14 protein-coding genes are annotated in these 14,505 nt (G+C 38.4%); all 14 read right to left on the bottom strand.

What is annotated here, in order from left to right; genetic code table 11:
- Positions 1-62 precede the first annotated feature (62 nt).
- The 14 genes from QKW49_RS16035 to QKW49_RS15970 all read right to left on the bottom strand — a co-directional run bounded on the left by QKW49_RS16035 (position 63) and on the right by QKW49_RS15970 (position 14,496).
- Positions 63-1,109 (bottom strand): type II CAAX endopeptidase family protein, encoded by a 1,047-nt coding sequence (locus QKW49_RS16035; RefSeq protein ID WP_282863671.1) that lies wholly within the window; start codon positions 1,107-1,109, stop codon positions 63-65.
- Between the two features lie 238 nt (positions 1,110-1,347).
- Complete coding sequence (locus QKW49_RS16030; protein WP_282863670.1) at positions 1,348-2,625, bottom strand: TRAP transporter large permease; 1,278 nt, start codon at positions 2,623-2,625, stop codon at positions 1,348-1,350.
- Positions 2,625-3,125: a TRAP transporter small permease gene (locus QKW49_RS16025; RefSeq protein ID WP_282863669.1), complete on the bottom strand. Its 501-nt coding sequence runs from the start codon at positions 3,123-3,125 to the stop codon at positions 2,625-2,627. Before QKW49_RS16025 ends, QKW49_RS16030 begins: the two co-directional genes overlap by 1 nt.
- Positions 3,126-3,434: 309 nt before the next feature.
- On the bottom strand, positions 3,435-4,505 hold the full coding sequence (locus QKW49_RS16020; protein WP_282863668.1) for a TRAP transporter substrate-binding protein: 1,071 nt from the start codon (positions 4,503-4,505) through the stop codon (positions 3,435-3,437).
- 55 nt (positions 4,506-4,560) lie between these two features.
- Entirely contained in the window at positions 4,561-5,316 is a 756-nt protein-coding gene (locus QKW49_RS16015) for a 3-oxoacyl-ACP reductase family protein (protein WP_282863667.1), read from the bottom strand.
- A gap of 20 nt (positions 5,317-5,336) precedes the next feature.
- Positions 5,337-6,278, bottom strand: a complete 942-nt coding sequence (locus tag QKW49_RS16010; RefSeq protein WP_282863664.1) for a transketolase family protein — start codon at positions 6,276-6,278, stop codon at positions 5,337-5,339.
- Positions 6,275-7,117 (bottom strand): transketolase, encoded by an 843-nt coding sequence (locus QKW49_RS16005; RefSeq protein WP_282863663.1) that lies wholly within the window; start codon positions 7,115-7,117, stop codon positions 6,275-6,277. Before QKW49_RS16005 ends, QKW49_RS16010 begins: the two co-directional genes overlap by 4 nt.
- A 14-nt stretch (positions 7,118-7,131) precedes the next feature.
- Positions 7,132-8,013 (bottom strand): MurR/RpiR family transcriptional regulator, encoded by an 882-nt coding sequence (locus QKW49_RS16000; RefSeq protein ID WP_282863666.1) that lies wholly within the window; start codon positions 8,011-8,013, stop codon positions 7,132-7,134.
- Between the two features lie 464 nt (positions 8,014-8,477).
- Complete coding sequence (locus tag QKW49_RS15995) at positions 8,478-8,678, bottom strand: hypothetical protein (RefSeq protein WP_282863665.1); 201 nt, start codon at positions 8,676-8,678, stop codon at positions 8,478-8,480.
- Between the two features lie 34 nt (positions 8,679-8,712).
- Positions 8,713-9,654, bottom strand: a complete 942-nt coding sequence (locus QKW49_RS15990) for a transketolase family protein (protein WP_282863664.1) — start codon at positions 9,652-9,654, stop codon at positions 8,713-8,715.
- Positions 9,651-10,493 (bottom strand): transketolase, encoded by an 843-nt coding sequence (locus QKW49_RS15985; RefSeq protein ID WP_282863663.1) that lies wholly within the window; start codon positions 10,491-10,493, stop codon positions 9,651-9,653. The genes QKW49_RS15990 and QKW49_RS15985 overlap by 4 nt, the downstream gene beginning before the upstream one ends.
- Positions 10,494-10,893: 400 nt before the next feature.
- On the bottom strand, positions 10,894-12,414 hold the full coding sequence (locus tag QKW49_RS15980) for an FGGY-family carbohydrate kinase (protein WP_282863662.1): 1,521 nt from the start codon (positions 12,412-12,414) through the stop codon (positions 10,894-10,896).
- A 151-nt stretch (positions 12,415-12,565) separates the two neighbouring features.
- Positions 12,566-13,402: a fructose-bisphosphate aldolase gene (locus tag QKW49_RS15975; protein ID WP_282863661.1), complete on the bottom strand. Its 837-nt coding sequence runs from the start codon at positions 13,400-13,402 to the stop codon at positions 12,566-12,568.
- A 56-nt stretch (positions 13,403-13,458) separates the two neighbouring features.
- Positions 13,459-14,496: a zinc-dependent dehydrogenase gene (locus QKW49_RS15970; RefSeq protein WP_282863660.1), complete on the bottom strand. Its 1,038-nt coding sequence runs from the start codon at positions 14,494-14,496 to the stop codon at positions 13,459-13,461.
- Positions 14,497-14,505: the final 9 nt, after the last annotated feature.

Genomic DNA, 14,505 nt, shown 5'->3' with positions numbered 1-14,505 from the left:
TGTACGTAAAAGAGCCGGATTATATTATAATCCGGCTCTTTTACGTACAATTTATTTTCTCTTTATATCAGCTTCATCCATTCAGGCATAGATAAAGATAAGATATAGTAAACATCCTGTATAAACTTTATTAAAATGAAGCTCAAACCAATCATTAATGGACCATATTGCAGCCATCCTATATCTTCCTTATGCTGTGCCGAATAGGTATCCAAATTCATCTGTTCTTGCACCATATCCCGTGTATTATATCTTAATAGGGTAAGCAATCCAATAAATACTACAGCTGAGAAACCTACAATTACAAACCATAAAATCGCTGCCATCATATCCATCCGCGGCATTCCTGCTGCCTGCTGCTTTTGTGCAAGCTCATTCAGGTCTATTCCCATCTTATTTGAAAGCATATTAAAACCGTACATGATGAGCACAACAATAGCATTATTGGTAAAATGCGCAATCATCCCAGCAAAGATAGAATTTGTTCTATATACAATGTACCCGATTACAAGCCCTATAAAAAAAATGCCGATAACATTTTGAATATTCCTATGCATTACAGCAAATAGAAGGGAAGTTACAATAAGCGCTGTACCCCTTCCATATTTCTCATACCCGCGTAATATCACACCTCTAAACATGACTTCCTCACAAACTCCTGCTGAACCCGCAATCACCGCCGTACCAACGAGAAAGCCTTTTAAATCGCCGATATCAAGAATAGGATTAGGAATAGGTCTTCCAATCATACTTACAATATATATTACAATATAATTCACAAATCCGGTCAATGGCATTAAAAATATCGCTATCCCGATGATAATCAAAACATTTGCAAGTGACAGTTTATTTATCCTTAATACCTTTCTTATGTTCTTTTTGGTATAGACTACGTAAAGATATGCTGGTAATAATATAAATAAAAATTCCGTGATTAAAGCTATCAAATAAAATATATTGGGACCGATTTTGATACCTTTTCCCTTCATAAATAAATTCGTAAGAATATCTATAATAAATAATGCCAGCGTTCCTATTAAGAATACTATATTTACACCGGAAGTTGATAAATATTCTTTCTTTTCGTGAAATGATGGATAATTATTCATTCACTGGAGCCTCCCATACCGAATTCAAGTGTTCTTATTATATAGTATTAGAAATATTTTTGTCTATAGAAGGATGTAAAAAAGTGCTTAATCGTTCGAAAATCGGACACGGGGACAGGGCCACAGTCCGGCCAAAAACCAGACCTGACAGCAGACCAGTCCCCGTGTCCGATTTCCTCTATGTGCTAAATAATAAAATAGCTCCCAGCTTTTATCTGGGAGCTATTTTATTATAAGTCTATTTTAAGAATAATCTCGGCAGCAACAGCACCGTATCCGGGAAGTATGAAACAATTAACAATACCGCAATCAGCGGAACCAAGAACGGTATCATTGCCTTATACAACCTTTCAAGCTTTACATTCGCAATCTTAGCACATACGAACAGCGACATTCCTACCGGCGGCGTGGACAGCCCAATCATTAAGTTCAGTACAAGGACTACCCCAAGGTGCACCGGGTCTAACCCTAACTGCGTTATTAAAGGCATTAAGAATGGAACGGTAATCAAAAGAACTGATAAGCTTTCCATAAACATACCTAAAATTAAGAATACAATATTTAATAACAAAATAATAACATACGGATTAGATGTAATTGACAGCAAGAAACTTGCGACTTTTTGCGGTACTCCTTCCATTGCAACAACCCATGAGAAAGAAGCTGCTCCCCCGATAATCAATACAACCGTTGAGGTGGCTACTACGGTATTCACCAACATCTGCATCAAGTCTTTTACAGTGATTTCTCTATAAACGATAAACCCTAAAATGAAGGAATATACCGCAGCAATAACCGCTGCTTCCGTAGGGGTGAAGATTCCTCCCAAGATTCCTCCGATAATGATAACCGGTGTTAAGAGAGATAAGAAGGACTCTTTAAAAGATACCCATATCTCTTTCCAATCCAAACGGTCTTTCTTAGGATAACCTCTTTTTACTGACATCACATAAACTAATGCCATACAAGCAAGACCTAATAATAGTCCCGGAAAAAAACCACCTAAAAACAATGCTCCGATGGAAACTTCCGCAGCCGCACCATAAACAACCATAGGAATACTTGGCGGAATGATGGGACCAATGGTCGCCGATGCAGCAGTTACCGCCGCACTAAAGTCCGCATCATATCCTTCATCGGTCATGGCTTCCATTTCTACCTGTCCCAGTCCTCCGGCATCGGCAACGGCAGATCCCGACATTCCTGAGAAAATGATACTTGCTACGATATTCGCATGTCCAAGCCCTCCCGGAATGTGTCCTACCAAAGCTGATGCAAATCTGAATATCTTCTTGGTGATTCCCCCGGTATTCATGAGCTGTCCTGCCAGGATGAAGAAAGGAATGGCAAGGAGAATATATGAATCAACCCCGGAAATCATTCTGTGAACTGCCGCAAGGACCGGATACTTTCCGGTAGCCAATATGGCTATTACCGTTCCAAATCCTAAAGAAATGGCGATAGGTACACCTAATGCCATCATTAACGCGAAAGCAACCATCAATATAGCACCCATTATTGTCCCTCCTTCGCCATGGTATTCTTTTCAAATAATAATTCTAAAACAGCTTCTATTAAGTGGATTACCATAAATACCGCACTGACCGGGAAAGATAAATAAAACCAGGCAGTAGAAAGATTAATGGTATTATAGGTCTGATTCCATGTGTTTTTTACGATTTCAAAACCTTCTTTTATAACGAATACTAAAAATGCGATTGTAATGATTTCAATAATTATTTTTAACATTCTCGCTACATTCTCCGGTACCGAGCTAACCAGAAATTCTAATTTAATATGCTCTCTTTGTTTAAACGCAATGCTTGCACCCAAAAATATCATCCATGCAAAAATAACAACACTGGTTTCATACAGCCATACCAAGGGCATTTGTAAAACATATCTATAGACAACGCCCATCGTTGTCAGTATGGTCAATGCAATAATTAATACTAAAGAAATCTTAACAGCAATGAAATTTGTCATATCGCTTAGCTTTTTTATTAAACTATTCATTTTTAATACCTCCTTACCATACTATTAACCCTCACTATATATGATGAATTAAATATTTGTAACGATCTAATTATGCAAAACATGTAGGGACGTATGGCAATACGTCCGATTAAATGTCCTATGTCTGTATTCCTGTTTTCGGCCGTATTTCCATACGGCCTTACTAATCATCAACATGAATATTAGACTAATAGTCCAATTATTTAATTCAACTTATATAGATCACTCGTCTACATAAATATTAGTAATAATGTCTAGGACAAGTGCTCCTAGACATTATTATTTAATCTACATAATCTTTACTGATGCTTACTTCGCAGCTGCTTGAATCTTTTCAATCAGATCTTTTCCTAATACAGATTCCCATTCAGCATATACGGACTTTGTAGCTTCTTGGAATGGCTTCAAGTCAGGTCTGCTCACTTTCATACCTTTGGATTCAAGATCTGCAAGCAGTTTTGCTTCATTCTCTTGAATCATTTTTCTGTGCTCTTGCGCAAATTTAACCGCGCCTTCTTTTAACACTTTTTGAACATCAGCAGGTAATTTACCCCACACTGTTTCACTTACGATCAAAGGACAGCTTTCATATTTATGATTGGTAATAGAGATATACTTTTGAACTTCATCAAATTTTGCTGCATGAATATTGGTAACCGGGTTTTCCTGCCCATCAAACACGCCTTGTGACAATGCAAGGTATAACTCTGGGAATGCCAGTGGTGCCGGACTTGCGCCCAATGCTTTAAATATAGCAAGGGTCATCTTGTTTTCCGGTGTTCTGATCTTTAATCCTTTTAAATCTTCAGGCTTTTCAATAGCTTTTTTGCTGTTTGTGATATGTCTTAAACCATTTTCCCAATAAGCTAATATTCTCATTCCTTTTGCCGGAAGATTTTTCGCTAATTCTTCACCGATTTCTCCATCCAATACCTTACCTACTTTTTCAGGAGCATCGAATAGGAATGGGAGCTCAATAGCTGCTAATTTTGGCTCATAACTTGCAATAACACCATGCGCATTGATACTCATATCCAAAGTACCCATTGTAACAGCTTCTGCCATCTGTTTGTCGGTTCCTAACATTTCTGCCGGATATAATTCGATTTTAACTTTACCGTTTGTCTGCTCACTTACCCATTTTGAATACTGTTCTGCAACAAGATGTCTAGGATTGCTGGTTGGCGCACCATATCCAAGCTTCAAAACGATTTCTGCATCTTTATTTTCTTCTTTTTTTGCAGGTTCTTGAGCTGCCGGTTCCTGTTTCGCTGGCTCTTCTTTTGCCGGAGCAGGCTCTTTGCCTACCGGTGTACAACCTACGGCAAATAGCATTACAAATACCAATAACATTGAAACTACTGCTAAGCCTTTTCTCATAATAATACTCCTCCTTAAAAATGAATAGTTTTTTATATATTAAAACCTTTGGGTTTTAATCCATGTGTGAACCACCGTTTACGTCTATATCTTCTCCGGTGATATATGCAGCCCCATCTGAAGCTAGGAAAGCAACGGTTTCTGCGATTTCCATCGCTGTACCGGGACGCTTCATCGGAATGGTTTCCCAAATCGCTTTTTCTTTTTCCATTGGAAGACCTACACGGATATCTGTCGCAATGAGTCCCGGTGCAACACTATTTACAGTGATACCATGCTCTACCACTTCTCTGGCTAAAGCTTTGGCAAATCCTAATACACCTGCTTTTGCTGCGGAGTAGTGGGAACCGCCATATACGCCGCCGCCGCGTTTTCCTGAAACGGAACTGATGTTTATAATTCTGCCGTATTTTTTCTCCATCATTGGTTTCATGACTGCTTTAGAACATAGGAAAGTTCCTGTTAAGTTTACTTTTATGATCCTTTCAAAGTCTTCTAATGTCATATCTAGTGTTGTAATTGGCTGTGTAATTCCTGCGTTATTAACTAGAATATCTACTTTTCCAAATGCTTTTAGTGTTTCATCTACCATTTGCTGAACACTGCCCGGCTCCGTTACATTGGCTACTACCGCCAGGGCTTTTCTTCCTAATGCTTCTACTTCCTTTGCAACTTCTTTTGCGCCTTCTAAGTTCATATCTGCAACAACGATGTCCGCGCCTTTTTCTGCCAAGCAAAGCGCAATCGCTCTACCAATTCCTCTTTTTGAACCTGACCCTGTGACAATGGCAACTTTTCCTTGAAGATTCATTTTATATGCCTCCCTTATTGTTATCTTTTTGATACGATTTCTTTTGCAGCACTGATGATATCTTTTACGGCTAATCCATAATGTTCATATAAAAGTTCTGAGTCTCCTGATTCACCGAATACGTCAGGAATAGCAACTCTCTTTAAGAATGCCGGATGCTTCTCGCTTAGCACTTCTGCTACAGCACTTCCAAGACCTCCGAAGATATTATGGTCTTCTACTGTTACAATACCGCCGGTTTCTTTTGCTGCTTTTAAAATCGCTTCTTCATCAATCGGTTTTAATGTATGGACTTCCAGTACTCTTGCGTTGATGCCTTCTTCTTTTAGCTTTTCGGCAGCTTCTAATGTTTTTAATACCATTGCGCCTGTTCCGATCAGCGTAACATCAGTACCGTAGTCTTTTAACTCAACTGCTTTGCCAATCTCAAATTTATAGCTTTCATCGAATAAGATAGGTGAAGGATTTCTCAATACTCTGATATATACAGGACCTTCATAGTCCATTACCGCTCTTGCTGCCAGCTTTGCCGATACGCCGTCAGAAGGTTGGATCACTGTCATATTAGGAATAGACCTCATAATCCCTATATCTTCAATCGCTTGGTGAGTTGCACCGTCGGCCCCTACTTGCAGTCCGCCGTGGCTTGCAATCACACGTACGTTTAGTTTAGGATAGCAGATAAAGGTTCTAATCTGCTCACAAGCTCTCATACTTGCAAATACACTGTAGGTTGCTGCAAATACTGTTGCTCCTGTTGACGCATATCCTGCCGCAATCGCCATAAAGTTCTGCTCTGCAATACCAAAGTTATAGGATCTCTCAGGAAATGCCTTGTGAAATAAATCTGTGGAACAGGATTTTGCGATGTCCGCGTCCATAACCACAAAATCGTTTCTTTCTTTTCCTATTTCAACTAATTCTTGGCCGAATGCTTGTCTTGTAGCAATCTGCTTTGTCATATTAATTCAGCCTCCTTTGCTAACTCTTTAAAGGCTTGTTCCGCTTCTTCATCGTTAGGAGCTAAACCATGCCATACCGCTACATTTTCCATAAAGGATATTCCCTTGCCTTTTACAGTGTTTGCAACAATGGCTACCGGGCCTTTTATTTTATGTGCCATTTGGAATGCATCTAAGATTTCGTTCATGTTATGCCCGTCAATTTCTATGACATTCCAGCCGAAAGCTTCCCATTTTTCTACAACAGGGTGAACACTCATTACTTCTTTCGTCCAACCATCTACTTGCAGTCCGTTATAGTCAACTATCGCAACGATATTATCCAATCCGTAATGAGATGCTGACATGGCAGCTTCCCAAACCATTCCTTCTTGAATTTCACCATCGCCTAACATCACGTATACATTGTATTTACGTTTATCTCTTTTTGCTGCTAGAGCCATACCGATTCCTAGTGACAACCCATTTCCTAAAGAACCGGAAGTCATATCAATACCCGGAGTTTTCTTCATGTCCGGATGCCCTTGCAGAATAGAGTGGAATTGTCTTAAAGTATCCAAATGCTCTATGCCAAAATATCCTTTTTCAGCCAGGGCCGCGTACCAAACCGGACACGCATGCCCCTTTGATAAAATAAATCTGTCTCTATCTTCCCATTCCGGATTCTTAGGATCTACATTCATTACATGAAAATATAGCGCGGCCACGATATCCGTCGCTGATAATGATCCTCCGGGATGACCGGCTTTTGCTTTATGCGTCATGTGAATGATATCTTTTCTTATGACGTTAGCCTGCTGCTTTAGATATCTTATATCTTCTCCAGTATAAGATTTCATAAAAAACACCACCTTTAGTAAATTCTTTTTAACCTGAATGTCTGTTTTACTTTCTTTACATTGCCCATGACTTTTTCATAATTTCTTGTTACAACGCCCAGCTGTAAGATACTAATCACACAAAGCTCGCTAATACGTGCCGCCGGCATATCACTTAACATGCTCGAGGACTTTGAACTTGTATATAGTACAATGTCGGAATACTCTGTAATTGGCGAATTTGCGTATCCTGTAATGCATATGGTGGTCGCACCTTGCTCCCTGGCTACTTTTAATGCATCCAAAGTATTAATAACCCTTCCGCTGTGCGCTATGCCTATCGCCACATCTCCCTTTTTAAGCTGGGATGCCGACATTACCTGTAAAAAAGCGTCGTTATGCACCTGGCAGGGAAGCCCGATCTGCATTAATATATTAAATGCTGTTAGTGCAATCGCTCCGGATCCGCCTTCTCCATACAATTCAATCTTTTGTGCTTTTGAGATTGCGTTGATTGCTTTTTCTAATTCTTCATCGTTTAGTACCATTTGGGTATCATCTATGACTTGTTTTTGAAATTGGAATATTTTCTGTTTCAGCACTTTAATCGAATCGTTTGGGTTAATCTCTTCTTTTTCGCCAAAGGGAGACAACAACTCCCTTTCTATATAGAACTTAAGCTCAGCGTAACCTTTAAAACCAAGCGCTTGACAAAATCTTATGATGGTGGCGGGACTTGAGTCGGTCTTTTTTGCGAGTTCTTTGACTGGAATATCTACGATACTTGTTTTATTTTGCAATATATAATTTGCTATCCTCTTTTCTGCATCGCTTAAAAGTGAGTAATGATTTCTTATCCTGCTTAGGTATTCTGTCTGATCTCCGTCAGCTAATAACGGTATGTTTTTTTCTTCCACAAATCTCTCCTCCTAGATTTGTCAGACACGGGTATTCTGTCTGAAAAACTTTTCAATATTATATATTTATTTATGGAATAAGTTTCATTTGTTATTCTTATTATACACAATTAATAGTCTAATGTCTATAGATTTTTAGCTAATTTATATAAGATATTTTTTTAACGATTATTTATTTTGTGTATTTTGTATACTATCAGCTTATCTGAAGAATTTTCTATACTAATATTGGCAGCACCTACTGTTAACAATCTTTAGAAAATTTAATACTATTCTGTAACATATTGCATGATTTTTTAGTAAGTGGTTTCATTATATCTCATCGGGTAATTATTTTCAAGAGTGGACCGTAAATTTGTTGAATATTTTTTTCATAATTTATTTTTTAGTTTGGTACTTAGTTTACAGTCAAAGTCTATCTTATCCCGATAACCAACGGCTTATGGACCGACAAACACCAGAAATTACCGATACGTATGCGCAGTGCGCGCCCCTACAGTTGTATTATCCATATATAAACAGCAAGGAATGGCAAGGAAAATACATGAATCAACCCCGGGAATCATTCTGTGAACTGCCGCAAGAACCGGGTACTTTCCGGTAGCCAACATGGCTATTACCGTTCCAAATCCTAAAGAAATGGCGATAGGTACACCTAATGCCATCCTTGAAGATTCATTTTATACGCCTCCCTTATTGTTATCTTTTTGATACGATTTCTTTTGCAGCACTGATGATATCTTTTACGGCTAATCCATAATGTTCATATAAAAGTTCTGAGTCTCCTGATTCACCGAATACGTCAGGAATAGCAACTCTCTTTAAGAATGCCGGATGCTTCTCGCTTAGCACTTCTGCTACAGCACTTCCAAGACCTCCGAAGATATTATGGTCTTCTACTGTTACAATACCGCCGGTTTCTTTTGCTGCTTTTAAAATCGCTTCTTCATCAATCGGTTTTAATGTATGGACTTCCAGTACTCTTGCGTTGATGCCTTCTTCTTTTAGCTTTTCGGCAGCTTCTAATGTTTTTAATACCATTGCGCCTGTTCCGATCAGCGTAACATCAGTACCGTAGTCTTTTAACTCAACTGCTTTGCCAATCTCAAATTTATAGCTTTCATCGAATAAGATAGGTGAAGGATTTCTCAATACTCTGATATATACAGGACCTTCATAGTCCATTACCGCTCTTGCTGCCAGCTTTGCCGATACGCCGTCAGAAGGTTGGATCACTGTCATATTAGGAATAGACCTCATAATCCCTATATCTTCAATCGCTTGGTGAGTTGCACCGTCGGCCCCTACTTGCAGTCCGCCGTGGCTTGCAATCACACGTACGTTTAGTTTAGGATAGCAGATAAAGGTTCTAATCTGCTCACAAGCTCTCATACTTGCAAATACACTGTAGGTTGCTGCAAATACTGTTGCTCCTGTTGACGCATATCCTGCCGCAATCGCCATAAAGTTCTGCTCTGCAATACCAAAGTTATAGGATCTCTCAGGAAATGCCTTGTGAAATAAATCTGTGGAACAGGATTTTGCGATGTCCGCGTCCATAACCACAAAATCGTTTCTTTCTTTTCCTATTTCAACTAATTCTTGGCCGAATGCTTGTCTTGTAGCAATCTGCTTTGTCATATTAATTCAGCCTCCTTTGCTAACTCTTTAAAGGCTTGTTCCGCTTCTTCATCGTTAGGAGCTAAACCATGCCATACCGCTACATTTTCCATAAAGGATATTCCCTTGCCTTTTACAGTGTTTGCAACAATGGCTACCGGGCCTTTTATTTTATGTGCCATTTGGAATGCATCTAAGATTTCGTTCATGTTATGCCCGTCAATTTCTATGACATTCCAGCCGAAAGCTTCCCATTTTTCTACAACAGGGTGAACACTCATTACTTCTTTCGTCCAACCATCTACTTGCAGTCCGTTATAGTCAACTATCGCAACGATATTATCCAATCCGTAATGAGATGCTGACATGGCAGCTTCCCAAACCATTCCTTCTTGAATTTCACCATCGCCTAACATCACGTATACATTGTATTTACGTTTATCTCTTTTTGCTGCTAGAGCCATACCGATTCCTAGTGACAACCCATTTCCTAAAGAACCGGAAGTCATATCAATACCCGGAGTTTTCTTCATGTCCGGATGCCCTTGCAGAATAGAGTGGAATTGTCTTAAAGTATCCAAATGCTCTATGCCAAAATATCCTTTTTCAGCCAGGGCCGCGTACCAAACCGGACACGCATGCCCCTTTGATAAAATAAATCTGTCTCTATCTTCCCATTCCGGATTCTTAGGATCTACATTCATTACATGAAAATATAGCGCGGCCACGATATCCGTCGCTGATAATGATCCTCCGGGATGACCGGCTTTTGCTTTATGCGTCATGTGAATGATATCTTTTCTTATGACGTTAGCCTGCTGCTTTAGATATCTTATATCTTCTCCAGTATAAGATTTCATAAAAAACACCACCTTTAGTAAATTCTTTTTAACCTGAATGTCTGTTTTACTTTCTTTACATTGCCCATGACTTTTTCATAATTTCTTGTTACATCGACTAGAAGTCGTCCATTATGTTCTTCCATAAATCCCTTTTAATTCCCTAATAAATCTGCTGCCTTGAAACATCTTTCAAAATATTACACTATATTAAGGAACAAGTTCCATAACATGCCCTCATTATACACAATTAATTTCAATATGTCCATACATTTTTATATGATTTATATAATATTTTTTATTGGCAAGCATTTAATTTGTATTATCTGTATATTCTTTTAATTTATTTAATATGGAACAAAAAGCACTTTGGAAAAATGTTCTTTTCCAAAGTGCTTTTTACCAAAATTACTATCCTAATTCAAGAAAATAACTCTTTTAGTCTAGGGTATAAAGATTTATATGTTTCAAACCTGCTATTATAAATATTTTGTGATTGCTTCTGGGGATATAACGTTATATACATATTTTTACTGATATAAGATTGCGCTTCGATAGGATTTTTATAAATCCCTGCTGCCAATCCTGCAAGCAGCATGGCACCTATTACTGCAGCATCATTAAGATCTAATACCCTAATAGTTTTTCCAGTAATATCAGCTTTTATTTGTCCCCATACCTCACTCTTTGCACCACCGCCAATAGCTACAAATTCATTGATCTTTTCGCCGGTCATAAACTCAGCTATTTCAATTATTTGCTTGAGGCCATATCCGCATCCTTCCAAGATAGAGCGAACTATATCCGCCTTTTTTGTCTGCAAGGTGAGACCAAAAAATACACCTCTTGCATTAGGGTCCCATACCGGTGTTCTTTCGCCGGATAGATAGGGTAAAAAGATCAGCCCGTTTGCTCCTGGCATCGACTGACAAACAAGTTCATCCATTTTTTTGTATGCGCTGACACCGGTTTCTTTTTCACTTATTATTAAATCTGAACAGAATTCATCCCTGAACCACTTTAATGACGCACCTGTGCTAGACATAGCGCCATGGTACAACCATCTATCTTTGATGACATGGCATCTATTCATAAAGCGGACATCAAATACGGGCTTCTCAGAGCAAACAGTAATAACGTTTGTCGTACCTACCGACTCAAAGACTTGGTTATGCTCTATAATACCTACTGCCAATGCAGAACATGCTGTGTCGGCACCTCCCATAGCAACAGGAATCCCTTTTAGTAATCCAATTTCAATCACTTCTTCAGATATTAAATTTCCGGCGATTGAATCTGAGGGAATAAGAGGTGGGAGTTTTTCCATGTCAATATCTACCCTTTTGCAAATCTCTTCAGACCACTCTTGTCTTTGTACGGTTTCGAATAAACCGGTGTAAGACGCATTGGTATAATCTATTCCAAATTTACCTGTTAACTTTTGAACAAAGAATGTGTTAATATGTCCGAAATATTTTGTATTTCTATATACTTCTTCCATATTCTCTTTAATCCAAAGCATACTGGTAAGCGAACACGCCCCAGGCATTAGCTTATTGCTAGATATTTTCGATAATTCTTCTTCAGAAATTTTATCTCTTATAAGTGCCGTTTCTTTACTGCTTCTTTTGTCCATAAAAATGATGGGATTTAATAATGCCTTTCCATGTTTATCAAAAGGCATCAAACCCGGACATAAACAGCTTATTCCTATTGCTTTTATCGATTTTAAGTCTACCTTATGGTTTTTAGATATTTTTTTTAGCAAAATTAAGAATTCATTCCACAAACCGTCAATAGAAAGCTCAGCCCATCCTTCACGGGGGCTGAGAATGGAGTGTTCCTGTCTTTCTATCGCGATGAGAGAACCTTCGACGCTAAGCAAAGCAACTTTAGTACTGCTAGTACCAATATCTATTCCTAACAAATATTGATTTTCCATCCAATCATTCCCATCAATTACTTTTCAATTCGATGCTGCCTATCTTTGCCTGTTCATCAATAATTGCAACTTTAATACTTCCAGTACCTATATCAATACCTAATAAGTAATGATGCAAATTATCCTCCTAATATACAACTACCGTGTATAATTAAAACGCATCATAGTTTTTATCATTTTCTAATTGAACCAATAATTCTTTTGCTTCTTTAACACTATATCCTTCGTGAATAATATATCGTAATGCAACAACTAATGCTGAAATATCTTTGTAATCCCAAACAAAACGACCCATTGTGACTCCTCCAACACCACAATCCATTGCATCTTTTGTCATATTCAAATAGTCATCAAGTGTGTTACAAGCGTCGCCACCTTGAATAACTACTCTTGCAGGACAACTCTCAACAACTTTTGCCATACTTTCCGGATCTCCAGTGTAAGTTGTTTTAATAATATCAATTCCTAACTCTGCAGCACCTCTACAACAATAAGCGATATTTTCCCATGCAGTTTGTTTATCTTTAGGAACACTTTCACCTTTTGGATAGACATGCCCTACTAATGGCATCCCCTTCACCATACATTCTTCGGAAAATTTTCCAATTTCAGTGAATTGTTGGGCCTGATAATCTCCTAATGTCATTGCACCAATAGAGACAGCATCAGCCCCCATACGTATTGCTTCATCAACAGTACCGAAGGCAATATCATATGTTGGATGTACCGGTGAATAACTAGAACATTTTAATAGAATAGAAGCTTTACCGGCATTTTCCCACATACAGTGCTCTGCAATACCTTTTGTCATTGTTAATGCATCCGGTTTCCCTACTAAGATTTTATTTATAGTGTCCTGAATGGGCATTAAACCTTTCATGGGTGCAATTCCTCTTGAAATCGCATGATCAACTGTTATCGCCATCATTTTATTACTTTTTGGATTTACCAATCTACTCATTCTTACTGCTTTTCCTAACATTGCCATAATATTATTTCCTCTTTTCTTTAATTGATTTGAATTTGAAAGTTTTCTAAATAAATTTAAGGTTCTATTAACACTTTTACGCCTTCACCGGATTTACATGTTTCATATGCTTTTGTAAAATCATCAATCTTATATACATGGGACACAAGGTCTTTGACATTAACTTTTCCCGCAGCGATAAGCGATACCGCACTGAGATAATCCAGTCTTGTAAAGGCCGTCGTTCCATTTACATTAATTTCATTGTAGTGAATAACATTCGCTTCTATTGTGCATTCTCCTGTACCGGCAAATCCCGCAAATAGATTTATAGTTCCACCTTTTCTTGCTAGCTTTAATGTATCATTTACAATAGCAGGAACGCCTATTGCCATAATGATTTTGTCTACACCATATCCATCGGTGTGCTGCATGACGATATCTTTCAGATCCTCGGTTGCAGGATTCACGATAATATCTGCACCGAATTTCTTAGCCATTGCTCTTCTGCTGTCTATAGGCTCACTTACAATGATCTTACTTGCGCCTGCTGATTTTGCAAGCTGCAGATGCATTAATCCTATCGGTCCGGCACCCACGATCAATACCCTATCATTTAGCGTAATACCTGCCTTTTTAATGCCATTAATACAGCATGACAATGGCTCAGCTAAAGCACCTTCCTCAAATGAAACATGATCTGCCAATTTCACTACATGTCCATATTTTATAGCAATGGCAGGGATTCTTACATATTCTGCAAAACCTCCATCAAATTGGTATCCAATAGCTACTCTATTTTGACAAGCATTTTCTCTGCCGCTTAAACAATAATAGCATCCATGGCAAGGGATTACCGGCGCTATAGAAACTCTATCTCCTACCGCAAACTCCTTCACATCTGCTCCTATTTCTTCAAGCACGCCGGACATTTCATGCCCTATAGTAGAAGGATATCTTACATCCTTAGTTTTTTTACCTTCTAAGATTCTCAAGTCAGTACCGCAAATTGCGCTGGCTTTAACTTTTAGTAATACTTCATCTTTATTAATTACCGGTTTGTCTACTTCTACGGTTTTAAAATCATTCGCACCATATAAAACTACAGCTTTCATTTTACAACC

Source organism: Petroclostridium sp. X23 (assembly GCF_030013905.1).
In the GTDB taxonomy this organism is placed as follows: domain Bacteria; phylum Bacillota; class Clostridia; order SK-Y3; family SK-Y3; genus X23.
Note: the sequence above shows the minus strand (reverse complement) of the source record. Positions and strands in the feature narration are given on the sequence as shown.